Consider the following 23,542-nt stretch of genomic DNA (forward strand, 5'->3'; position numbering starts at 1 on the left):
GCCATTTATTAAAAAAGTCTTTCTTCTTCTTGTGAAACCACAGGAAGAATAACTAAGTGAGGTTGACTGATGACAGATAAGCGCAAAGATAGCTCAGGGAAGCTTCTGTATTGCTCTTTCTGCGGTAAAAGCCAGCATGAAGTAAAGAAACTTATCGCTGGTCCGTCGGTTTATATCTGTGATGAATGTGTTGATCTCTGTGTTGACATCATTCGCGAAGAAATAAAAGAACTGGCACCTCATCATGAACGCAGTGAATTGCCAACGCCACATGAAATCCGTAAACACCTTGATGACTATGTTATCGGTCAGGAACTCGCGAAAAAAGTGTTGGCGGTTGCCGTTTATAATCACTATAAGCGTCTGCGTAATGGTGATAAAGCCAATGGTGTTGAGCTTGGAAAAAGTAATATTCTGCTAATTGGACCAACCGGTAGTGGTAAAACATTATTAGCAGAAACACTGGCTCGTTACCTTGACGTACCTTTTACCATGGCGGATGCCACAACGCTGACCGAAGCAGGTTATGTAGGGGAAGATGTTGAAAACATTATTCAAAAACTCCTACAAAAATGTGACTATGACGTACAAAAAGCGCAACGTGGTATTGTTTATATTGATGAAATCGACAAAATCACCCGTAAGTCTGAAAACCCATCAATAACACGTGATGTTTCTGGTGAAGGTGTACAGCAAGCATTACTGAAATTAGTCGAGGGTACTGTGGCATCTGTTCCACCTCAAGGTGGACGCAAACATCCACAGCAAGAGTTCTTACAGGTTGATACCTCTAAGATCCTCTTCATTTGTGGTGGTGCGTTTGCAGGGTTAGATAAAGTTGTTGCACAACGTTTAAATACACATTCAGGCATTGGTTTTGGTGCTGAAGTAAAAAGCCAAAGCGAAAAAGCCAGTGAAGGTGAACTGTTAGCACAAGTTGAACCCGAAGATCTGATTAAATTTGGTCTGATCCCTGAGTTTATTGGTCGTTTACCTGTTGTTGCAACTTTAGGTGAATTAAGCGAAGACGCACTAATTCAAATTCTACAAGAACCTAAAAATGCACTGACAAAACAGTATCAGGCACTATTTAATTTAGAAGGCGTAGATTTAGAGTTTCGTAAAGAAGCGCTAACAGCGATAGCGAAAAAAGCCATGGTACGTAAAACGGGTGCTCGTGGTTTACGGTCTATTGTTGAAGCCGCATTACTTGATACGATGTATGATCTACCTTCATTTGAAAATGCACAGAAAGTTGTCATTGATGAAGGCGTTATCAATGGAAAATCTGAGCCGTTGATTATTTATAGTCAACCAGAAAATCAGGCATCAGGTGAATAATTCATCGTATATTGGCAATGTCTCTTGTCTGACATTATCTTTATTTTTCTCATAAAACGAGTGAGAGAAGTAAGATAAAGCACGCCAACGTGATAAAAATGAGGGATTTTTCCCTCATTTTGTTTTTTTAATGGGTAAGGCTATTGAATGTCAGAAAAGTGCCCTTATATATTTTGACAATCCGTGGAATTAATTTTATTTGGTGACATGCGAATAAAATTACCTGTAAAAGCGTTAAGCTAAAAACGAAGAGAGAGCTCTATGAATCCTGAGCGTCCAGAACGTATTGAAATACCTGTATTGCCATTACGTGATGTCGTTGTATATCCGCATATGGTGATCCCGTTGTTCGTTGGTCGTGAAAAATCAATTCATTGCTTAGAAGCTGCGATGAACGACAACAAACAAATAATGCTGGTTGCGCAGAAAGATGCATCTACTGATGAACCAGGTGTTAATGATCTTTTTTCTGTCGGTACAGTAGCATCGGTTTTACAGATGCTAAAATTACCTGATGGAACCGTTAAAGTGCTTGTTGAAGGTATTCGTCGCGCTAAAATTACGACACTATCTGACAACGGTGAATATTTTCAAGCGAAAGCGGAGTACCTTGAAACGCCGGATGTTGACGAGCGCGAACAAGAAGTATTGAATCGCACTGCGATTAATCAGTTTGAAGGCTATATCAAACTGAATAAAAAAATTCCGCCAGAGGTATTAGCCTCTTTGCATGCTATTGAAGAATCAGCGAAACTAGCAGACACCATTGCTTCTCATATGCCGCTGAAATTAAAAGATAAGCAAGCTGTGTTGGAAATGTCTGATGTTACTGAACGCCTTGAATATTTAATGGCGATGATGGAATCAGAAATCGATCTGCTGCAAGTTGAAAAACGCATTCGTAATCGCGTTAAAAAGCAGATGGAAAAAAGCCAGCGCGAGTATTATCTCAATGAGCAGATGAAAGCAATTCAAAAAGAGTTAGGTGAGATGGATGATGCACCTGATGAAATGGAATCGCTAAAACGTAAAATTGATGCTGCTAAAATGCCAAAAGAGGCAAAAGAGAAGACAGAAGCAGAACTTCAAAAATTGAAGATGATGTCGCCAATGTCTGCAGAAGCAACAGTGGTACGTAGCTATATTGATTGGATGGTTCAAGTTCCTTGGAACAGCCGTAGCAAAGTTAAGAAAGACCTAGTTAAGGCGCAAGAAGTACTTGATACTGACCATTATGGTTTAGAGCGTGTTAAAGAACGTATTCTTGAGTATCTCGCAGTACAGTCACGGGTTAGCAAAATCAAAGGCCCAATTCTGTGCTTAGTTGGACCTCCTGGGGTGGGTAAAACCTCGCTTGGTCAATCTATTGCTCGTGCGACAGGTCGTAAGTATGTTCGTATGGCATTGGGTGGTGTGCGTGATGAAGCGGAAATCCGTGGGCACCGTCGTACCTATATTGGTTCTATGCCGGGTAAACTTATCCAGAAGATGGCGAAAATTGGTGTTAAAAACCCACTTTTCTTGTTAGATGAAATCGATAAAATGTCATCAGATATGCGTGGCGATCCAGCTTCTGCACTGTTAGAAGTGTTAGATCCAGAGCAAAATATCGCATTTAACGACCATTATCTGGAAGTCGATTACGATCTTTCTGATGTTATGTTTGTGGCAACGTCTAACTCCATGAACATCCCAGCACCATTGCTAGACCGTATGGAAGTTATCCGTTTATCGGGTTATACCGAAGACGAGAAACTCAATATTGCTAAACAGCATTTGCTGCCAAAACAGATTGAACGTAATGCCCTGAAAGAGAGTGAGCTGAAAATTCATGACAGCGCGATTATGGGCATCATTCGTTATTACACGCGTGAAGCGGGTGTACGTAGCCTAGAACGTGAAATCTCTAAACTGTGCCGTAAAGCCGTTAAACAGCTGCTGATGGATAGCACTATTAAGCATATTGAGATTGATGAAGATAATCTCAAAGACTACTTAGGTGTACGTAAAGTTGACTATGGTCGTGCTGATACAGAAAACCGAGTCGGTATGGTAACGGGTTTAGCGTGGACTGAAGTGGGTGGTGATTTACTGACCATTGAAACCGCAAGTGTACCAGGTAAAGGTAAATTAACCTTCACTGGTTCATTAGGTGAAGTGATGCAAGAGTCGATTCAAGCAGCGATGACGGTTGTTCGTGCTCGTGCTGATAAGCTTGGTATCAATGGCGACTTCTATGAAAAACGTGATATGCATGTACACGTACCAGAAGGTGCTACACCAAAAGATGGTCCAAGCGCAGGTATTGCAATGTGTACAGCACTGGTTTCAAGTTTAACCGGAAATCCAGTTCGTTCAGACGTTGCAATGACGGGTGAAATTACGTTACGTGGGCAAGTATTGCCTATCGGTGGATTAAAAGAAAAGTTACTTGCAGCACATCGTGGTGGAATTAAGACTGTTCTTATCCCAGATGAAAACAAACGTGATTTAGAAGAAATTCCTGAAAATATTGTTGCGGATCTGGATATTCACCCAGTGAAAACAATTGAGGAAGTTTTATCGCTAGCCCTGCAAAACTCACCGTTTGGCATGGCAGTAGAGACTAACAAATCTCACTAAATAGTGATGTTAGTCATAAATTATAGCTAAAAGTAAGGCTGGATAAGCAATAAAAGCTTGCCAGCCTTTTTTTGTGTCGCTAATTTAATGAGGATTTTAATTAATAATGCTGTTTTATCGGTCTTGCTATATCTAAAAAGGCTTGATATAACGACGTTTGCAAAATTTACCATTATTGGTGAAAAATAACGCATAAAATTATGGGGATGAAAGCGTGAATAAAACTCAACTGATCGACAAAATCGCTGCGAATGCAGATATCTCAAAAGCAGCAGCAGGTCGTGTTGTAGATGCACTGGTTGCTTCAATCACTGAATCTTTACAAAAAGGTGATGATGTAGCATTAGTAGGTTTCGGTACTTTCACTGTACGCGATCGTGCAGCTCGTACTGGCCGTAACCCACAAACAGGTAAAGAAATTCAGATTGAAGCTGCGAAAGTACCTGCATTCCGTGCTGGTAAAGGCTTAAAAGACGCAGTTAATCAGTAACTTTTTGTGCGTACTCTCTGCACACTTATAATGACAATATTGTTATGAGTACACAGAAAGCGTATCAATTAAGAATTAAAGCGCATCTTAAATAGATGCGCTTTTCTTTTTTTAGGTACTAAATAGCGATTAAACCTTGTATTCTCTGGCGATAACACGTGAAACTAGAGTAGTCATTTGATAGAATAGCGCGTTGTTCTATAACTGATATAGGCGGCAATGAATGATTCAGTGGTTAGTTAAATGATTGAATTAATCAATGAATCAAATAATGCTGTTTATTTTGTTTCTGGTTATAGAGCGTGCATGTTAAGGCGGTACGTTTAATACGGGACTGGCTATTTCTATGGATTGTCGCGTGGCGTGACATTTTGATATTAAGCCAGCAATGAGCATGTTATTTTTAGCTGTGCTCAAAATAGTCGTGTAACACTGATAAAAATAATTTTTTATTTCACCAAACGGAGCCTAGTCTCGTTATGATGGACAACATTCGTTCAACTGCTAATAATCCATTTATCAAGGTATTATTGGCTGTGATCATTCTCTCTTTCGTCCTAACTGGTGTGGGCGGATACCTATTTAGTTCAGGCGTAAATGATGCGGCAGAAGTAAATGGGCAAAAAATTAGCCGTTCTCAGTTAGAACAGACTTACCAGCAACGTCGTGCTCAATTACAGCAAGATATGGGTGAGAATTTTGCCGCACTTGCTTCATCTGAAGAAGGGCAAAAATTAATTCGCCAACAATCTTTAGATCTGTTAATTAACCAAGCATTACTTGACCAATTCGCGCAAGAGCTAGGTATTTCAGCGGGCGACCAGCAAATTAGAGATGCAATCTTTGCTCTGCCTTACTTTCAAACAGATGGCAAATTTGATAACAAAAAATATGTCGATTTATTGAAAAGTAATAACATTGATGCAGATGCTTTTGCTGAAGGTATTCGCCAAAATTTAGTTAATCAGCAACTCAGATATTCAATTCAAGGCACTGATTTTGCGTTAGCGAGTGAAGTAAATTCATTTGCGGGCTTAATGTTACAAAGCCGTAATGTACGCTTAGCAACATTAGATATTCAATCATTCCTTGAAAAACAAGCCGCTACTGACGAAGAAATTAAAGCATTTTATGACCAAAATGCTCAGATGTTCGTTGCTCCAGAACAGTTTAAAGTTAGCTATATTCAACTGAATGCGCAAAAAGACCTTAGCAATATCAGCATTACTGACGAAGAAGCTAAAGCTTACTACGATAGCAATATCAGTGAATTTACAACGCCTGGTCAGAAAAAATATAGCATTCTAGTTTTAGCTGATGAAGCTGCAGCGAAAGCCGCTGAAGATGAACTGAAAAAAGGTGCTGATTTCGTTACATTAGTAAAAGAGAAATCAATAGATACTTTTTCCTCTAAGCAGAATGGTTCTTTAGGTTGGATAACTATTGGACAAGAGTTACCAGAGCTTGCTAATGCAAGTTTAACTCAAGCAGGACAGATATCTGCACCTGTTAAAATCAGCAATGGTTACGCTATTTTCCGCCTTGATGACATGAAAGCTTCTGTGGTTAAGCCTTTTGCTGATGTAAAAGATGACTTAATTGCAAAAATGCGTGAAAACAAAGCGATTGATGATTTCTTTGCACTGCAACAAAAAGTAAGTCAAGCCGCATCCAATGACAACGATACTTTAGCACCAGCGGCAAAAGCGGGAGATGTCACTGTTGTTGATACTGATTGGTTTGATGAAAATAACGTTCCAGCAGCACTGAACAATGAAAAAGTGACTCAGTTAATTTTTGGCGGTTCATTAGTTGATGAAAATGGACCAACAGGAATGAACTCAGACATGATAACGCTAGGCAATGACAGCGCATTTATCGTGCGAATTGAAGGTTATAAACCTTCAGCAACTGAGCCTCTTGATAAAGTTCACGATAAAGTGGTTCTTTTAGTCAAACAGCAAAAAGCCTCTCAAATGATGAATGCAGAAGCTCAGAAATTATTAGCTGCATTAAAAGAGGGTAAAGGCGCTGAAGCAATGAAAGCCGCTAATATCTCTTTTGGTGAAGTCGAGAGCATTGTTCACTCGTCAGCAACCGATGCTGTACAAACCGCTATCTTCGCTATGCCAAAGCCTGCTGAAGGTAAAAAAGAATATGGTATCTCTAATGTACCAGGAACCAAAGTGGTTCTAATTCAATTAGACAGCGTTACAGAGGGTAAACCAACACCTGAACAGTTAGAGTTTATGACTAATCTCTATCGTGCTCAAATGGGTGAAGATGCTCTACAGTTAATGCTTCGTGATTTAAGAGAAAAAGCAAAAATTGAAATCTTCGATAAAGATTATCAATAAATAATACCCAAAGTATTAATTTCTAAACCCAGCTTAAGGCTGGGTTTTTTTATGGTAAAAAATGATCATTAGTCAATATTCAAAAAATTGAGAGATATACCGAGACTTTTTTGCAAACCCTTTTGCTTACCTTTTATGTTCTCCAACTTCTTCGCGTTTTGTTTTGCTAGTCATTGCCCGTTTATTGAAATATTGGCATTATTTTTTTGCATTCAATCACTATTGTTTGCCATTGATTAACAAGATTTTTTACAAAAAGGAGATTGTTTATATGGATAAAAAAATGGTATCAACATTTATAACATCTGTTTGTTTTGCTTTGGGACTTGGTATGTCATCTATTGCTTTTGCAAACGAGAACCTATCAACGAATGTTTCACAAACTATTCCCATTGAGCGAGTAACGTCAAATTCAGAACCAGGAGTAGCAGCTAGCACTGAGGGTAAAATTGATTTAAACAAGGCAACAGCGGATGAATTAATGGCATTGCGAGGAATTGGTAAAGCGAAGGCTCAAGCAATTATTGATTACCGTGAGAAGTTAGGAAAATTCACTTCTATAGATCAGTTAGAAAAAGTTTTTGGTATTAGCTCCAAGTTGATTGAGCAAAATCGAGATTTTTTAATTATTAGTGAATAACCTCACTATTTACTGAGTTATTAATTGATGACTTTTCATTTAGTATTAATCCATTTCGAATAATATATTGATCCAATTTTACGTGTTCCTTTATTATTTTCCCTTGAATAAGGAACACGATTTTTAAATTTAAAGTAATGTATTTATGCTTTATCAAAAATAAAATAATAACGATAGACTATGATTTATCCTGTTTGTTGACTATATTTACTTTATCGCAAATAGCTTCGATAAAATGAAGTTTGTTAGAATTATCAAGAGGTAATCAAGTTATATGAGTACATTAATTAAAGTTTACGGATTTCATCTCGATATTTTTGAACACGTTAATAACGCTCGTTACCTAGAATTCTTAGAGCAAGCTAGATGGGATTGGATAGAGCAGCATTTAGACTTTTCTTGGTTTAAACGCAATGGCGTAGCTCTCGTTGTCGCTAATATCAACATTAATTATCGAACACCAGCAAGCCTTGGTGATGAATTAATCATTGATTGTAATGTGGCTGAGATAGGTATTAAAAGTGGAGTGCTTTCTCAAAAAATAGTACGAAAACAAGATGGTGCATTAATTTCAGATGCTTTAGTTACTTTTGTTCTAGTTGATATTAATACCAAAAAAGCCTTAATGCTGACTGACCAATTAAGAGAAAAACTAGAGTATGTGCGACAATCGTCTGAATAAACAACAATATAACGCGATTTAATAAAAGATGATTTAATAATATATGGTTTTATACAGTGATAGTAAAACGGTACTATCACTGTAAGGCTGTAAGGAATAATTATTAATGACTGAAAGAATTAAGCATAATAGTTTTATGCCTGCCTCTTATTTTAAGCCCACTTTTTCTTTCATGCTGTTAAATATGCTGACTTTATTTTGTAAATAAGTCATTAAACCGCGCTGTCTTAAATGACAAGCCGCGCACTCGCCACAGCCATCACCTTGAATACCGTTATAACAAGTTAAGGTATTATGACGAATAAAATCTAATTTGTGGAAGTAATCTGCTAATGCCCAAGTTTGTGCTTTATCTAGCCACATTAAAGGGGTTATAAATTTAATATCTCTAGCAATACCTAAAGAAACCGCATGATTTAATGCTTTCACAAATTCATCTCGACAATCAGGATAGCCTGAGAAATCAGTTTCACAAACGCCAGTGATAACACTTTCAGCGCCAACTTGATAAGCATAAATAGCGGCTAAAGTAAGAAAAAGTATATTTCTCCCAGGAACAAAGGTACTCGGAATATCACTTTCTTCACTTTCTTTAAAATCAGGCACTGGGATATTGTCACGAGTTAAGCTACTAATAGCGAGCTCATTTAATAAACTAACATCTAATACTTTATGCGCCGTAACACCCAGTAATTGACTAACTTTTTGTGCTACCTCAATTTCTTCTTTATGACGTTGCCCATAATTGAAAGTGATACAATAAACTTCATCGTATAGTTCTATTGCTTGAATAAGACAAGTTGTTGAATCTTGTCCGCCACTAAAGACAACGACGGTTTTTTTCATCAGAATACTCCTGAATGTTGAATTTTTGTAAGGACTAATACGCACAAAATAGCCGATATTATGGCAATTTATTACCGATTTTTCAGCAGATGATTACTCTTATAGTAAGGGGCAGGTTATCATTAATTTTTGTAGGGGCATATTTTGAAGGAGTATCTATGTTAGATAAGATTGACCGGAAATTACTGGCGCTATTACAGGAAGATTCTAGCCTCTCACTTAATACTTTGGCAGAGGCGGTTAACCTAACCTCAACACCTTGCTGGAAACGGTTGAAAAGACTTGAGGACGAAGGCTATATTCGTAAGCGTGTTGCATTACTTGACAGTGAAAAAATCGGGCTAGGTCTAACAGTTATTGTTATGATAAGAACGCAGCAACATAATAGCGAATGGTACGAACAGTTTGTTTCATTTGTTAAGCAGATGCCAGAAGTATTAACATTCTATCGAATGGCGGGTGAGTGTGATTATCTAATGCATGTTGAAGTTGTAGACATGAAAAGTTACGACCTATTTTATAAACGGATGGTTAATGGTGTTCCGGGTCTTATTGACGTGACTTCTAACTTCGCAATGGAAAAAATTAAATACACAACGGCAATGCCGATACCTGATTAAGGTTCATCTTCTACCAACTGGCAATTTTATTTTTGATATAACCTTAGGATTTTAAGGCGTGGCTCTATTTTCACAGCTCAGTTGGTATTTTCTTAGTGAATGGCGTCGTTATGTCGGTGCTATTTTCTTACTGATGGTTATCGCAGTCTTACAAGTCATTCCACCAAAAATTGTGGGAATAATTGTAGATGGTGTCGATAACCATACCTTATCACTTCAACAAGTTATGAATTGGATTGGTGTAATGGTATTTATTGCCATTGCCGTCTATCTATTGCGTTATTTTTGGCGTCTATGGCTTTTTGGCGCATCCTACCAATTGGCAGTGAAGTTGCGTATGCAGATTTATCGTCAACTTAGTCAGCAATCATCTTCTTTCTATCAACGCTATCGTACTGGTGACTTAATTGCTCATACCACTAATGATGTTGATAAAGTCGTCTTCGCCGCAGGTGAAGGTGTTTTAACACTTGTTGACTCTATGGTTATGGGATTGGCAGTTTTAGTCATGATGAGCATTCAGCTGAGCTGGGAACTAACATTAATCTCATTATTGCCTATGCCTTTGATGGCAATTTTAATTAAACGCTATGGAGACAAGCTACATAGCCGATTTAAAACTGCACAAGCGCTGTTCTCTTCACTAAATAACCAAGCCCAAGAAAGTTTAAGTAGTATTCGTATGATCAAATCATTCGGATTAGAGCAACAACATACCGCTAAATTTGATGAGGTAGCAAAAGAGACGGGTCGCCAAAATATGCGAGTAGCAAGGGTTGATGCACTGTTTGATCCCACTATTTTTATGGCGATAGGTCTTGCTAATTTATTAGCAGTGGCTGGTGGTAGTTATTTAGTGCTTAATGAAAAAATGACATTAGGTGGATTAACCAGCTTTGTTATGTATTTAGGGCAAATGATCTGGCCTATGCTGGCATTGGCTTGGATGTTTAATATTGTCGAAAGAGGTAGTGCAGCTTATAGCCGAATTAATACACTTCTAAATGAAAAAACCGATATGATTGATGGCGAACTATCACCTGATCATGGTCGCGGAGTGCTAAATGTTAATATTCAGCGCTTTCATTATCCTGAGCAAAACAGTGATGTGCTGAAAAATATTAATTTCACTTTATCACCAGGTAAAATGCTGGGTATTTGTGGCATGACGGGCTCAGGTAAAAGTACATTACTCGCCTTGATACAGCGCCTTTATGATATCAATGAGGGTGAAATTTGTTTCCAATCAGTACCTATTTATCAATTAAAACTTGATAAATGGCGTGCGCGTTTAGCTGTTGTGAATCAAACACCTTTTCTTTTTTCTGACACCATTGCAGGAAATATTGCGCTTGGTCGTCCTAATGCCACTAAAGACGAAATAGAAGCTGTCGCTAAACTTGCGAATATTCATGATGATATTTTACGTTTACCTGAAGGTTATCAAACCCAAGTAGGTGAGAAAGGCGTCATGTTATCGGGAGGGCAAAAGCAACGGATCTCTATTGCAAGAGCCTTATTGCTTGATGCTGAAATTTTGTTATTAGATGATGCATTATCTGCGGTTGATGGACAAACAGAGCACCAAATTTTACAAAACCTATCTCAATGGCGCAAAGATAGAACGCTTATTATTAGTGCGCATCGCTTATCTGCATTGGTGGGTGCTACCAATATATTAGTATTAAAACAGGGTGAAGTGATAGAACAAGGAACGCACCAGAAACTTATATCTGTGCCAGGTTGGTATCAAGATATGTACCGTTATCAGCAACTAGAGGCAGCGCTAGATGACGATGAATAAAAATAAACCGGCTAAGGCGCTACTACCTGCATTAAAACGTCTACTTACTTATGGCAAAGCTTATCGCAAACCGATGACATTAGGCGTCATCATGTTATGGATAGCTGCTATTGCTGAAGTGGGCGGACCATTAATTGTTGGTTACTTTATTGATGCAAAAGTTGCTAAGAATAATGTTGAATTGATGTCAGCATTAGGTCTTGGATTAGTATTTATTTTATTACAAATCACAGCAGCACTGCTTCACTATTATCAGGCAATAGTCTTTAACCAAGCTGCAGTCGGTGTGGTTCAGCAGTTGCGAACCGATGTTATGAGTGCGGCATTAAAGCAGCCTTTAAGTGCGTTTGATAATCAACCCGTTGGTCAGTTAATTTCTCGTGTCACTAATGATACAGAGACCATTAAAGATTTATTCGTCAACGTATTACCAACGCTATTTAGAGCGATTGCTTTAGTGGTTGTTATGCTTATTGCTATGTTTTTATTAAAGTGGCAAATGGCATTAATCGCAATGACAATATTTCCTGTGGTAATTGGTGTCATGATGCTCTATCAACGCCTAAGTACGCCTATTGTGCGTAATGTTCGCCACTTTCTTGCAAATATTAATGATGGTTTTCATGAAGTCATTAATGGCATGTCTGTTATTCAACAATTTAGACAACAGGCTCGTTTCGGCGAAAGAATGTCAGATGATAGCTGGCAGCACTATCAATCTCGTATGAAAGCATTAAAACTTGATGGGCTGTTATTACGTCCTTTGCTTAGTATGTTATCAACATTGATTCTGTGCGGCTTATTGATGTTATTTGGCTATCAAGGCAGTGCAGTTATTGGTGTTGGGGTAATTTATGCCTTTATTAGCTATCTTGGTCGATTAAATGAGCCATTAATAACGTTAACTTCGCAGCAATCTATTTTGCAGCAAGCTGTTGTTTCTGGTGAGCGTATTTTTGAGCTGATGGATGCACCTTTGCAACAATATGGTTTATCACAAAAAATAATTAATCAGGGGCATATCACTGTTGATAATCTTTGGTTTGCTTATCGTGATGAACAGTGGGTATTAAAAGCGATTAATATTGATATTCCTGCTCGTCATTTTGTGGCTTTTGTTGGTCATACGGGGAGCGGTAAAAGTACATTAGCAAGCTTACTCATGGGAAATTACGCTTGGCAAAAAGGGCATATTTATTTAGATGAACAGCCACTAGAAAGCTATTCTCACCATTCATTACGTAATGGCATTGCGATGGTGCAGCAAGATCCTGTTTTATTGTCAGGCTCACTTTATGAAAATATTACTTTAGGGCGAGAAACCACTGAAGCTCATTTGTGGCAAGTATTAGAAACCGTACAACTTACACAATGGGCTAAACAATTACCTGAAGGATTACAAACACCACTTGGTGAACAAGGTAACCGTTTATCTGCGGGGCAAAAACAGCTGCTTGCATTAGCTAGAGTATTATTGATGCCACCTCGTATTCTTATTCTGGATGAAGCAACAGCAAATATTGATTCAGGCACTGAACAAGCTATCCAGAAAGCGCTCAAAGTGGTTAGAGAGAAAACAACGTTAATTGTTATTGCTCATCGACTTTCAACGATTACTGAAGCTAACGAAATAGTGGTGCTTCATCGAGGTGCTGTAGTAGAAAAAGGCAAACATAGTCAGCTGCTTTCACAAAAAGGTCGTTACTATAATATGTATCAACTTCAACAGGTTGGTGAATCACTTCAAGTTCAATCATCTATCAAAGGTGAATTATAATAACGACTATTGTATTAAATTAATAATTTAAAACGTGAATATAAAAGGACATATCAACGATATGTCCTTTTTTGTTGCCCCTATTTTTATCTTTTGAGCGAAAAAAATATTATTTTTGCACTAAATTGGTGAGATATATTCCCCTCTTATTTAAATTGCATGTTTTTTTCTTTAAATATCACTAGCTTAATTTATGGCATATCTCTTGCTCTATAACTTTTGTTCTTTCTTAAGCTAATAGAGGGTTATATGAAATATATCATCGCAATTATTAAACCATTTAAGTTGGAAGATGTTAGAGAGTCTCTTTCGGTGTTAGGTGTTCAGGGAATGACAATAAGTGAAGTGAAAGGATATGGGCGACAAAAAGGGCATGCAGAACTCTATAGAGGGGCTGAATATGAGATCAATTTTCTACCTAAAGTAAAAATAGAACTCGCAATTAGTAATGAATTATTAGAACCCGTTACACAAGCGCTGATTAGCGCTGCAGATACAGGGAAAGTAGGTGATGGGAAAATATTTATTTTTGAACTGGCTCAGGCTTTCCGGATCCGCACGGGAGAGTCTGGTGATGAAGCACTTTAAGGAGATAACAATGAAAAATCACTTCCTTTGTTTATTAATATTAGTGCTTACATACTTTTTTACACCACTTGCTGTTGCTGAAACAGTGGCGGCTGATAAAGCAGATAATGGCTTTATGTTAATTTGTGCTGCTTTAGTCTTTTTTATGACTATTCCCGGTATAGCCTTGTTTTATGGCGGATTATTACGCAGTAAAAATGTTTTATCATTGATGACACAAGTGATGTTGATTTTTAGTGTTGTTATTATTTTATGGATTGTATTTGGTTATAGCCTCGCATTCACTTCTGGAAATAAAATTTGGGGTGGGTGGTCACTTACTTTTTTAAGTTCAATATCTATCAATGATTTATCTGGTTCTATTAATCAATATGTACATGTTGTATTTCAAGGCTCTTTTGCGGTTATTACACTGGCATTGATTGTCGGTGCTTTAGGGGAGCGAATTCGTTTTTCTGCATTGCTGATTTTTGCCATCATTTGGTTTACGTTCTCTTATATTCCTATTGCTCATATGGTGTGGGGAGAAGGAGGATGGCTAATTGATGATGGTGCGTTAGATTTTGCTGGGGGTACTGTTGTCCATATTAATGCCGCTGTTGCAGCGCTTGTTGGTGCTTACTTACTTGGAAATAGACGTGATTATAAGCAAGTTGCTTTAAAACCGCATAATCTACCAATGGTATTTACAGGAACAGCTGTGCTTTATATTGGCTGGTTTGGTTTTAATGCGGGATCTGCGGGCAGTGCCAATGCTATTGCTGCTCTTGCTTTCTTAAATACTGTTGTTGCTACTGCGGGTGCCGTACTTTCTTGGACATTATCTGAATGGTTAGTTCGAGGAAAACCGTCAATGCTAGGAAGTTGTTCTGGCTGCATAGCTGGGCTAGTGGCAATTACTCCCGCGGCGGGAACCGTCGGTCCAATGGGGGCATTGATTATCGGTATTATTGGTGGAATCATCGGTCTTTGGGGCGTTGTTGTATTGAAGCAATGGCTAAAAGCCGATGATGTTTGTGATGTTTTTGGCATTCATGGAACATGTGGTGTTGTTGGATGTTTATTAACGGGTGTTTTTACGTCGTCATATTTAGGGGGCGTTGGATATAGTGATGAAATGACATTAAGCAAACAGCTATTCGTTCAACTAGTAAGTGTTGTTATCACTATTTTTTGGTCTGGAGTGGTTGCTTATATTAGCTTTAAAATTGCAGATAAGTTGGTCGGTTTGCGAGTTTCACAAGAGGAGGAGTGTGATGGATTAGATTTAACCACACATGGTGAAAGAGCATATCAACAGTAATCGTCTATTCCCCCTCAATAGAGGGGGGAATATTCAAATCTAGCGTAGTTATTTGGTGTTTTTAGCTCGTTTTTGACGAATAACCCCTTCTTGCACAGAAGATGCAACCAGCTGACCATTAGTATTAAATATTTTTCCTCTTACAAAGCCTCGACCACCTGATGCAGATGGGCTTTCTACCGCATAAAGTAACCAGTCATCAACACGGAATGGACGATGAAACCACATTGAATGGTCAATAGTCGCCACTTGCAGGCTTTGATCCATAAATCCTAAACCATAGGGTTGAAGTGTCGTTGGTAGAAAATCAAAATCAGAAACATAGCCTAATAAATACTGGTGTAAAAAAGGATCTGATGGCATTTCACCACGGCTACGGTACCAAACATAACGTTCTGCTGGGGCTTTAGGATAGCCAAACGGGCTGAAATATTGCACTGGGCGTGCTTCGAACGGTGTTTCTCTTAACGCTAAGGATCTTATTGGTTCAGGCAATTTAGGTGCTAGTTTTTTCAGAATTTCGTCTTGTGGTATGAGTTCATTCGGAAAAGGTACATCTGGCATCGTATCTTGATGCTCAAAGCCTTCTTCAAATTCTTGAAACGAAACCGTCATATAAAAAATAGGCTTACCATGTTGGATAGCACTCACTCTACGAGTACTAAAAGAGCCACCATCACGAATATATTCAACATCATAAACAATGGGTTTATGGCTATCACCTGGGCGTAAAAAGTAGCTGTGAAAAGAGTTTATGTAACGATTATCAGCAATAGTCTGTTTTGCTGCATAAAGTGCTTGGCCGACAACTTGTCCACCAAAAACTTGAGGTAATCCTAAATCTTCACTTTGCCCACGAAATAGACCTTCTTCTATTTTTTCAAGCTCCATCAATTTGATAAGATTCTTTAATGCTTGGCTCATAGTTTACCTATACCATCAGATAGATTATTTTTTATAAGAGGGATTATATACAATTCGAGGTAGGATAAAAAAATAATCTACGATTTAATCAACTACAGTTATGCTTCTTCTTATCGAAGCCACGATTTGTAGGTGAGCCATAAACGTTCATTTTAATATACCAAGATTGGTGGATAAACATACGAAGATGGATGCCGGTTTATGATGACGAAGATCCACGACAACGAATAAATGGAATATATGCCAGATTTGGGTAATTAATCATCACTCAGGCGCGCTTTCCTTGCTATTTTCCTGAGTTTAAAAGATAATGCGTGACGTCTTAGCAATAAGACAATCAATGGGGTCTTGTTGGTTCTCCCGCAACACTAACTTGTTAACTCGGTCAGGTCCGGAAGGAAGCAGCCATGGCAGGTATCGTGTGTGCCGGGATGTCGCTGGCAAGGCCCCACCCAATTTATAGCCCTTCATTTTTTCTTAATCGCTAACCTACCCAATTTATAATATTCAGACTTAATTATCTTGTCAGTTCTTTTATTGTATTTTCACACCGAAACATAAAAAATAGAGACGAGAAAATTAGCCCAAATTATTTTGGGATCTTATCTTGTGATATTGGTAATGGTTATTTAATTACAGTTTTTTAGTCGCAATATTTTTCAGTCATGCCGCAATAAGCACACGGCATGATGGTGTGTAATCATTCTACTTATAAGAAAATGTGAATAAAATGATACCCAAAATAAAAGCTATTAACCCTACTGCTATAAATAAAAGATAGCAGAATTAAAAATAGAGTAATTTATATTGCTAGATTATCTTACAAACTTCCAAACAGAAGCTGGGATCTTATCATAAAGTTTATTCATAGTAAGTTCAGCTAAACGGTGATCTGCAGCTGAATAGAACAGTTCCAGTTCATCATCAGATAATTCATATTTGTTTTTTTCAATCACACGCTCTAATGTTTCGATAGAGGTACATTTTCGTAGGCGCATTAGATAGTCAGTTTTAGTCATGTTGTCTTTTCTCTATTATTTCAATTAAAACTAAAGCTAATTAAATTTACTTAATATAACTTTTAGGGTTTTTAGCAATTAGAGTTAAAAGTGAGTGATTTAACTCTTTCCAATTATTTAGTTCTGAGTAAGAAATAGATGTATTACCAAATAAACTATATGTTTCTTCAAGATACTCTTCAGTTAGAGTATTGATTGCATGTTTATCTGGGTGTTTTATCTTAAATTTCCAGCAAAATGCCATAATGTGTTCAATTAGAACATTTAGGTCAACGCTTTTTGTGCTACTCAGATCATTGTTCCAAACTGTTGTACCTTTATCTAATGAGCTTACGGCTTGCTGCAGGAGCTCTTCACATAAAAATGACAATTCAGCTAAATCTACTTTTTCTGGTGAATATTCGTCCATAATTTTGTTAACTGAATTAATAACGGCACTCTTATTAAAGGTAAATACTTATAACGTATAATATTAATGATACTAATTGCATAATTCATTAATGAATTAATAAAAAAGCTCAAATAAGAGGGAGTTTTAATATTTATATTTATTATTTCTAACAAAGTAATAGCATATTTAAAGACATTATTTAAATACTGATATGCATCGTATACAAGTAGAAAAATCACGCGATAAAAATGCTTCTTTGCTTAATATAGCACTATTATGGCATAAGTCACTATCTTAACGGTAGAATTTTGTCTATTTTCGTAAAAGTTAAACTTGGCTAACTTGAATTACATCTGTCTAACATTATGATTAACTTAGATTTTATTAATTAATCTTATTTAAGAGGTGAAATAGGGCATATTCTTTACTGTTATTTATAAATAACAGCGATAAGTTTAATATTGACAAAAAGTCATATATGAGAAAAAAGATAAAATGTTTTTATTGATTAAGAAGATATTTTTAAAAAAGAGACAGGAATATAGATTTTAGCGGTATTGTCTTGGCTAAGAAAAAAAAGGTCGCTAATGCGACCTTTTATTAACATAAGTTAAAGCATTAATGTGAATTGCTAGGATGCTCTAAATCTTCGTTTTTCTTAGAAAATCTTCTACGAATGACAACGAAGAACACTGGCACGAAGTAGATGGCAAGAGATGTTGCAGCAATCATACCGCCAAATACACCTGTACCTACTGAGTTTTGCGCACCAGAACCTGCACCATTACTTAATACTAGAGGTATAACCCCTAACATAAAGGCTAAAGATGTCATTAGAATTGGGCGTAGACGCATTCTTACTGAGTCTAATGTTGCTTCTATTAATCCTTTACCTTCTTTTTCCATCAAGTCTTTGGCGAATTCAACAATCAATATTGCGTTTTTCGCCGATAGCCCAATGGTTGTTAAGAGCCCTACCTTAAAGTAAACGTCGTTTTCAAGTCCTCTGACGCTGGTGAATAATAATGCACCAATAACCCCAAGAGGTACTACCAACATGACTGAGAATGGAATAGACCAGCTCTCATACAGTGCAGCAAGACACAAGAAAACTACGATTAAGGAGATAGTATATAGTGCTGGTGCTTGGTTACCAGATAAGCGTTCCTGATAAGACATACCAGTCCATTCATAACCGATACCGCTAGGTAACTGGCTTGCTAAATTCTCCATCATTAGCATTGCATCACCACTACTTTGACCAGGTGTTGCACTACCTTGGATTTGCAGTGCTGGTAATCCGTTATAACGCTCTAAGCGTGGAGAACCATACAGCCAAGGATCTTTGCTTGTATCGATGAATGAAGAGAATGGAACCATCTGCCCAACATTATTGCGGATATATAAATTACCAATATCTTGCGGCAACATACGGAACTGAGATTCAGCCTGAACATACACTTTTTTCACACGACCACGGTCGATAAAGTCGTTGACGTAAGTTCCACCAAACATCGTACCTAATGTTGAATAGATATCGCTAATTGCAACACCTTGAGCTTGTGCTTTTTCTAGGTCGATATAGAGACGATACTGTGATGTATCTTCCTGACCATTAGGTCGCACACCCATCAGCATTTCAGGATGTTGAGCGGTTAATCCCAGTAATTGGTTACGGGCTGCCATCAGTTTTTCGTGACCTAAGTCAGCCTTATCGACTAATTCAAATTCGAAACCACCAGCAGAGCCTAATTCAACAATGGCCGGAATATTAAAGGAGTAAATAAAGGCTTCTTTGATTGATGAGAGCTTCATATTAGCTCGTCCAACAATTGCTGGAACTTTATCTTCTTCCGCTTTACGTTCATCCCAATCGTTTAATACAACGAATACCAGACCCATATTCTGACCTTGACCTGCAAAGCCGAAGCCATTGACGGTAAAGACAGATTTAACCAGATCTTTTTCATCCTTAACAAAGTAGTCATTAACTCGGTTTAATACATCTTGAGTTTGCTCTTGAGTCGAACCCGCAGGTAACTGAACCATTGTCAGTAATACCCCTTGGTCTTCTTCTGGCAAGAACGAGCTTGGCAGACGGATAAACATCAGCGCCATAGCAACGACTAATAAGACATAAAGTAATAAGTAACGACCAGTACCGCGTAAGGTGCGAGAAACGCTGTCTGTGTAATGGTGACTACTCTTTTCAAAGGTACGGTTAAACCAACCAAAGAATCCAGTTTGAACACCATGACTGCCTTTTGGTACAGGTTTTAACATCGTTGCACACAGTGCAGGTGTTAAAATCAGAGCAACGAAAACAGACAGTACCATCGCCGAAACGATAGTAATTGAGAACTGGCGATAAATAGCACCAGTAGAACCACCAAAGAATGCCATTGGGATAAATACAGCAGAAAGTACGAGTGCAATACCCACTAACGCACTCTGAATTTGTCCCATTGATTTACGCGTTGCTTCTTTAGGCGGTAACCCTTCTTCTTGCATAACCCGTTCGACGTTTTCTACTACAACAATGGCGTCATCCACCAGAAGTCCGATGGCAAGTACCATCGCGAACATCGTCAAGGTATTTATCGAATAACCAAACGCCGACAAGATTGCAAAAGTACCTAATAGTACGACAGGTACGGCAATTGTTGGGATCAGGGTTGCTCGGAAGTTCTGTAAGAACAGATACATAACCACGAACACCAACATAATGGCTTCAACGAGTGTTTTTACTACTTCAAAAATCGAAATTTTAACGAAAGGCGTTGTATCATAAGGATAAACAACCTCTAATCCCGCAGGGAAAAACGGTTCCATCTCCGCTAAAGCTGCACGAACGGCGGTTGCTGTATCTAAAGCATTCGCACCAGTTGCGAGTTTAATACCAATACCTGAAGCAGGTAAGCCATTAAAACGAGCAACAGTACTGTAGCTTTCAGCGCCCATTTCAACAATACCGAGATCTTTCAATTTAACCTGTGAACCGTCTTGATTGACTTTCATCAGGATATTAGAAAATTCTTCAGCCGTGTTGAGTCGGGTTTGAGCGATAATTGAGACGTTTAAACGCTGACCCGGTACAGGAGGTGTTCCCCCTAACTGACCCGCAGCCACTTGGTTATTTTGTGCTTTGATTGCACCAATAACATCAAGTGTCGTCATATTGTATTTAACCAGTTGGTCTGGATTCAACCAAATACGCATAGCATATTGCGTACCAAATAACTGGGTTTCACCCACACCAGTAACACGGCTTAGTGGGTCCTTAATTGTTGCACCTACATAGTCAGCGATATCATCTTGTGACATTGAACCATCACTTGAGATGAAACCAGTCACCATTAAGAATGAACTTGAGGATTTATCAACACTAACCCCTTGCTGTTGCACTTCCTGAGGTAAAAGAGGCATTGCCAGTTGCAGTTTATTCTGCACCTGTACTTGCGCAATATCAGGGTCTGTACCTGCATCAAAGGTTAGGGTGATGTTCATCATACCGGCTGAGTCACTGGTAGAAGACATATACACCATGTTATCGATACCATTCATATTCTGTTCGATAACTTGGGTTACTGTATTCTGCACTGTGGTCGCATCTGCACCAGGATAGACCGCTGAGATAGAGATCGCAGGCGGTGCTATCGTTGGATATTGCGCAACGGGTAATTTGATGAGTGCCAGAAGACCAGCAAGCATGGTAATTATCGCAATTACCCATGCAAATATTGGTCTATCTATAAAAAACTTAGGCATGGATCACCGACTCCTTATTGAGGATTCTTAGCTGGCTCAGTTTGTTGGGTTGATGCTTTCGCATCTAAATCTTCTTCTTGAGCCGTTACTGTCATTTTCGGTTTAATTTTCTGCAATCCAGAAACGATAACGCGATCACCAGCCTGAATTCCTTCATCTACAAGCCATTGGTTACCTACAGCTTGTGACACCTTAATTGATCTAACTTCAACAACGTTGTCTTTATTAACTACCATTGTTGTTGCATCACCACGAGGTGTACGAATAACCGCTTGTTGAGGAATTAAGATTGCATTTTGGCGAATACCATTTTCTAACTTAGCGCGAACAAACATACCCGGCAGTAACTCACTTTTCGGGTTAGGAATGATAGCACGCATAGTAATTGAGCCAGTTGATTCATCAACAGTGACATCAGAAAACTCTAGATGGCCTTTTTCTGCATAGGTTTTGCCATTGTTCAACAATAGATGAACGACTGGTTTGCCTTTTTCTTGCTCAATTGCACCATTTTCAATATCGTCTTTTAGTTTCAGATAATCTTCACTTGATTGTGTCACATCGACATAAATCGGATCGATTTGCTGAACCGTAGTTAGTGCAACTTGTTGACCTTGTGATACTAAAGCACCTTCAGTTACCGTTGATTTACCTGAACGACCTGAAATTGGAGCCGTTACTCTGGTATAACTAAGGTTGATTGTTGCACTTGTTACAGCCGCATCGGCTGCTTTAACGGCAGCAACGGCTTGTGCATACTGAGATGTTGCAGTATCAAAGTCTTGTTTACTGATATAATTCGTACCAAGTAGAGGTTTATAGCGCTCTACAGTTAGACGAGCGATTTCAGCATTCGCTTTGGCTTTAGCTAATTCAGCTTGAGCACTGTTTAATGTTGATTGAAATATAGCAGGGTCGATTTGGTACAGTGATGTACCAGCTTCAACATAGCTACCTTCCGTATAATTGCGCTTTAAGATAATGCCGCCAACCTGAGGGCGAACCTCAGCAATACGGTAAGCGGATGTACGACCGGGTAAGTCGGTAGTGATGGTCAGAGCTTGTGCTCCTAAAGTCACAACACCTACAGCAGGTGCAGGAGGTGGACCTCCAGCAGACTGATTAGCTTTGTCGTCACATCCAGCAAGAACCAAACTGCCTGAGAGCACTAACAGAGCCAGAGGCAAAACCCCTCTGTTTTTTCGCATAAGAAAACCTCTATTCAAACGTCGTTTCCTGGGATAAAAATAATTAAGTTGATGATTGATTGCGATGTATAGTACAAACATACACGAATGTATGTAAATTAACTTCAGTCAAAATCGAGGAATAATGGCACGAAAAACTAAACGGCAGGCACAAGAGACACGGCAGCAGATCATAGATGCTGCAATTAGGCTGTTTACTGTGCAAGGCGTTTCTGCCACATCACTTTCAGATATAGCAACCAAAGCTGGAGTTACCCGAGGTGCTATATATTGGCACTTTAAGAATAAAGTGGATTTATTTACTGAAGCGTGCGAACTCACCGACTTAAAAATAGAATCTTTAGATCTAGAGTATCAAACAAAATATCCAGATGATCCACTATTTGTACTAAGAGAATTGCTTATTTACATCTTGACATCAATTGTAGAAGATCCCAAACATAATGCACTTTTGGAAATATATTTCCATAAATGCGAATTTGTCGGTGAAATGAAGTCAATTGTTGAAATTCGTAAAGAATTATGTGCAGCTGATTATTGCAGAATAGAGATTTCTCTACGGCATTGCATTGAAAAAAATCAGCTACCAGACGATTTAAATTTAAGGCGAGCAGCTATCATGTTAAGAGCAATGATGACTGGATTAGCTGAAAACTGGTTATTTTCTCCAGAAAGTTTTTCTCTCAAAGATGAAAGTCAATATTTAGTGGATAGCTTTATTGATATGATAAAGACTAGTGCAAGTATGAGAATATCTGCGCCAGATACTTTAACGCTAAACATGAGGGATAAATAAATGAGTAGAGTGTTAGTTATTGCTAATGGTGCCGCTTATGGCAATGAATCATTATTTAATGCACTGCGCTTATCTATTACATTAAAAGAGCAGCATCCAGAAACTGAATTAAATATCTTTTTAATGTCTGATGCGGTAACGGGTGCTTTAGCTCGTCAGCAACCAAAAGAAGGTTATAACCTTCAGCAAATGCTTGAAATTCTGACAGCACAAAATGTGCCAGTTAAATTATGTAAAACATGCACAGATACGCGTGGGATCAGCGATTTACCATTAGTTGATGGCGCTGAATTAGGCACTTTGGTAGATTTGGCTCAGTGGACATTAGCCGCAGATAAAATTCTTACTTTTTGATTTTTATACGCT

The 23,542-nt window shown here is 38.3% G+C and carries 19 protein-coding genes and 1 other RNA gene; 14 read left to right on the forward strand and 6 right to left on the reverse strand.

The window, feature by feature from the left end:
• Positions 1-69 precede the first annotated feature (69 nt).
• The 6 genes from clpX to ABN099_RS04615 all read left to right on the forward strand — a co-directional run bounded on the left by clpX (position 70) and on the right by ABN099_RS04615 (position 8,132).
• Positions 70-1,341 (forward strand): ATP-dependent protease ATP-binding subunit ClpX, encoded by a 1,272-nt coding sequence (clpX, locus tag ABN099_RS04590; RefSeq protein ID WP_129039643.1) that lies wholly within the window; start codon positions 70-72, stop codon positions 1,339-1,341.
• A gap of 261 nt (positions 1,342-1,602) precedes the next feature.
• Positions 1,603-3,963, forward strand: a complete 2,361-nt coding sequence (lon, locus tag ABN099_RS04595; protein WP_349462509.1) for an endopeptidase La — start codon at positions 1,603-1,605, stop codon at positions 3,961-3,963.
• A 214-nt stretch (positions 3,964-4,177) separates the two neighbouring features.
• Positions 4,178-4,453 (forward strand): nucleoid-associated protein HU-beta, encoded by a 276-nt coding sequence (gene hupB / locus ABN099_RS04600; RefSeq protein ID WP_036911695.1) that lies wholly within the window; start codon positions 4,178-4,180, stop codon positions 4,451-4,453.
• 479 nt (positions 4,454-4,932) lie between these two features.
• Positions 4,933-6,810, forward strand: a complete 1,878-nt coding sequence (gene ppiD, locus ABN099_RS04605; RefSeq protein ID WP_349462510.1) for a peptidylprolyl isomerase — start codon at positions 4,933-4,935, stop codon at positions 6,808-6,810.
• 271 nt (positions 6,811-7,081) lie between these two features.
• On the forward strand, positions 7,082-7,450 hold the full coding sequence (locus ABN099_RS04610; protein ID WP_349462511.1) for a ComEA family DNA-binding protein: 369 nt from the start codon (positions 7,082-7,084) through the stop codon (positions 7,448-7,450).
• Between the two features lie 274 nt (positions 7,451-7,724).
• On the forward strand, positions 7,725-8,132 hold the full coding sequence (locus ABN099_RS04615) for an acyl-CoA thioesterase (protein WP_349462512.1): 408 nt from the start codon (positions 7,725-7,727) through the stop codon (positions 8,130-8,132).
• Positions 8,133-8,279: 147 nt separating this feature from the next.
• Here ABN099_RS04615 and queC read toward each other — a convergent pair whose 3' ends face one another.
• Entirely contained in the window at positions 8,280-8,978 is a 699-nt protein-coding gene (gene queC / locus ABN099_RS04620; RefSeq protein WP_349462513.1) for a 7-cyano-7-deazaguanine synthase QueC, read from the reverse strand.
• Positions 8,979-9,136: 158 nt separating this feature from the next.
• Between queC and ABN099_RS04625 the strand changes: the two genes are divergently transcribed.
• From ABN099_RS04625 to amtB, 5 genes are all read left to right on the forward strand, one after another.
• Positions 9,137-9,598 carry an Lrp/AsnC family transcriptional regulator gene (locus tag ABN099_RS04625; RefSeq protein WP_064719057.1) on the forward strand — a complete coding sequence of 154 codons (462 nt, stop codon included), beginning with the start codon at positions 9,137-9,139 and terminating at the stop codon, positions 9,596-9,598.
• Positions 9,599-9,656: 58 nt separating this feature from the next.
• Positions 9,657-11,402: a SmdA family multidrug ABC transporter permease/ATP-binding protein gene (locus tag ABN099_RS04630; protein WP_349462514.1), complete on the forward strand. Its 1,746-nt coding sequence runs from the start codon at positions 9,657-9,659 to the stop codon at positions 11,400-11,402.
• The gene (locus ABN099_RS04635; RefSeq protein WP_349462515.1) at positions 11,389-13,179 is read left to right on the forward strand and encodes a SmdB family multidrug efflux ABC transporter permease/ATP-binding protein; all 1,791 of its coding nucleotides are present in this window, start codon (positions 11,389-11,391) and stop codon (positions 13,177-13,179) included. Before ABN099_RS04630 ends, ABN099_RS04635 begins: the two co-directional genes overlap by 14 nt.
• A gap of 249 nt (positions 13,180-13,428) precedes the next feature.
• Positions 13,429-13,767: a P-II family nitrogen regulator gene (locus ABN099_RS04640; RefSeq protein WP_349462516.1), complete on the forward strand. Its 339-nt coding sequence runs from the start codon at positions 13,429-13,431 to the stop codon at positions 13,765-13,767.
• A 10-nt stretch (positions 13,768-13,777) separates the two neighbouring features.
• On the forward strand, positions 13,778-15,070 hold the full coding sequence (amtB, locus tag ABN099_RS04645) for an ammonium transporter AmtB (protein ID WP_349462517.1): 1,293 nt from the start codon (positions 13,778-13,780) through the stop codon (positions 15,068-15,070).
• 48 nt (positions 15,071-15,118) lie between these two features.
• On the opposite strand, the gene tesB is transcribed toward amtB, so the two are convergent.
• Complete coding sequence (tesB, locus tag ABN099_RS04650; protein WP_349462518.1) at positions 15,119-15,994, reverse strand: acyl-CoA thioesterase II; 876 nt, start codon at positions 15,992-15,994, stop codon at positions 15,119-15,121.
• A gap of 349 nt (positions 15,995-16,343) precedes the next feature.
• Here tesB and ffs point away from each other — a divergent pair.
• An RNA gene (gene ffs, locus ABN099_RS04655) (signal recognition particle sRNA small type) lies at positions 16,344-16,440 on the forward strand.
• 369 nt (positions 16,441-16,809) lie between these two features.
• Here the strand turns inward: ffs and ABN099_RS04660 are convergent.
• From ABN099_RS04660 to ABN099_RS04675, 4 genes are all read right to left on the reverse strand, one after another.
• Positions 16,810-17,013, reverse strand: a complete 204-nt coding sequence (locus ABN099_RS04660) for an HHA domain-containing protein (protein WP_006535062.1) — start codon at positions 17,011-17,013, stop codon at positions 16,810-16,812.
• Between the two features lie 46 nt (positions 17,014-17,059).
• A complete protein-coding gene (gene tomB, locus ABN099_RS04665) occupies positions 17,060-17,422 on the reverse strand; it encodes an Hha toxicity modulator TomB (protein WP_349462519.1) in 363 nt (120 codons plus the stop codon).
• A 600-nt stretch (positions 17,423-18,022) separates the two neighbouring features.
• Positions 18,023-21,172 (reverse strand): efflux RND transporter permease subunit, encoded by a 3,150-nt coding sequence (locus ABN099_RS04670; RefSeq protein WP_349462520.1) that lies wholly within the window; start codon positions 21,170-21,172, stop codon positions 18,023-18,025.
• A gap of 14 nt (positions 21,173-21,186) precedes the next feature.
• Positions 21,187-22,380 (reverse strand): efflux RND transporter periplasmic adaptor subunit, encoded by a 1,194-nt coding sequence (locus ABN099_RS04675; RefSeq protein ID WP_349462521.1) that lies wholly within the window; start codon positions 22,378-22,380, stop codon positions 21,187-21,189.
• A 124-nt stretch (positions 22,381-22,504) separates the two neighbouring features.
• Here ABN099_RS04675 and acrR point away from each other — a divergent pair, with 124 nt between their 5' ends.
• Both acrR and ABN099_RS04685 read left to right on the forward strand, forming a co-directional pair.
• Positions 22,505-23,176: a multidrug efflux transporter transcriptional repressor AcrR gene (gene acrR, locus ABN099_RS04680; RefSeq protein WP_349462522.1), complete on the forward strand. Its 672-nt coding sequence runs from the start codon at positions 22,505-22,507 to the stop codon at positions 23,174-23,176.
• Positions 23,177-23,530, forward strand: coding sequence for a DsrE/DsrF/TusD sulfur relay family protein (locus ABN099_RS04685; RefSeq protein ID WP_064719067.1), 354 nt, complete (start codon positions 23,177-23,179; stop codon positions 23,528-23,530).
• The last annotated feature ends 12 nt before the right edge of the window (positions 23,531-23,542 follow it).

It is taken from the genome of Proteus hauseri (assembly GCF_040139125.1).
Lineage (GTDB): Bacteria > Pseudomonadota > Gammaproteobacteria > Enterobacterales > Enterobacteriaceae > Proteus > Proteus hauseri_B.

What these genes read in the sequence shown, in the direction of transcription:
- clpX (WP_129039643.1), top strand. Translation starts at nt 70, where the DNA reads ATGACAGATAAGCGCAAAGATAGCTCAGGGAAGCTTCTGTATTGCTCT.
- lon (WP_349462509.1), top strand. Translation starts at nt 1,603, where the DNA reads ATGAATCCTGAGCGTCCAGAACGTATTGAAATACCTGTATTGCCATTA.
- ppiD (WP_349462510.1), top strand. Translation starts at nt 4,933, where the DNA reads ATGATGGACAACATTCGTTCAACTGCTAATAATCCATTTATCAAGGTA.
- ABN099_RS04610 (WP_349462511.1), top strand. Translation starts at nt 7,082, where the DNA reads ATGGATAAAAAAATGGTATCAACATTTATAACATCTGTTTGTTTTGCT.
- ABN099_RS04615 (WP_349462512.1), top strand. Translation starts at nt 7,725, where the DNA reads ATGAGTACATTAATTAAAGTTTACGGATTTCATCTCGATATTTTTGAA.
- queC (WP_349462513.1), bottom strand. Translation starts at nt 8,978, where the DNA reads ATGAAAAAAACCGTCGTTGTCTTTAGTGGCGGACAAGATTCAACAACT.
- ABN099_RS04625 (WP_064719057.1), top strand. Translation starts at nt 9,137, where the DNA reads ATGTTAGATAAGATTGACCGGAAATTACTGGCGCTATTACAGGAAGAT.
- ABN099_RS04635 (WP_349462515.1), top strand. Translation starts at nt 11,389, where the DNA reads ATGACGATGAATAAAAATAAACCGGCTAAGGCGCTACTACCTGCATTA.
- ABN099_RS04640 (WP_349462516.1), top strand. Translation starts at nt 13,429, where the DNA reads ATGAAATATATCATCGCAATTATTAAACCATTTAAGTTGGAAGATGTT.
- amtB (WP_349462517.1), top strand. Translation starts at nt 13,778, where the DNA reads ATGAAAAATCACTTCCTTTGTTTATTAATATTAGTGCTTACATACTTT.
- tesB (WP_349462518.1), bottom strand. Translation starts at nt 15,994, where the DNA reads ATGAGCCAAGCATTAAAGAATCTTATCAAATTGATGGAGCTTGAAAAA.
- ABN099_RS04660 (WP_006535062.1), bottom strand. Translation starts at nt 17,013, where the DNA reads ATGACTAAAACTGACTATCTAATGCGCCTACGAAAATGTACCTCTATC.
- tomB (WP_349462519.1), bottom strand. Translation starts at nt 17,422, where the DNA reads ATGGACGAATATTCACCAGAAAAAGTAGATTTAGCTGAATTGTCATTT.
- ABN099_RS04670 (WP_349462520.1), bottom strand. Translation starts at nt 21,172, where the DNA reads ATGCCTAAGTTTTTTATAGATAGACCAATATTTGCATGGGTAATTGCG.
- ABN099_RS04675 (WP_349462521.1), bottom strand. Translation starts at nt 22,380, where the DNA reads ATGCGAAAAAACAGAGGGGTTTTGCCTCTGGCTCTGTTAGTGCTCTCA.
- acrR (WP_349462522.1), top strand. Translation starts at nt 22,505, where the DNA reads ATGGCACGAAAAACTAAACGGCAGGCACAAGAGACACGGCAGCAGATC.
- ABN099_RS04685 (WP_064719067.1), top strand. Translation starts at nt 23,177, where the DNA reads ATGAGTAGAGTGTTAGTTATTGCTAATGGTGCCGCTTATGGCAATGAA.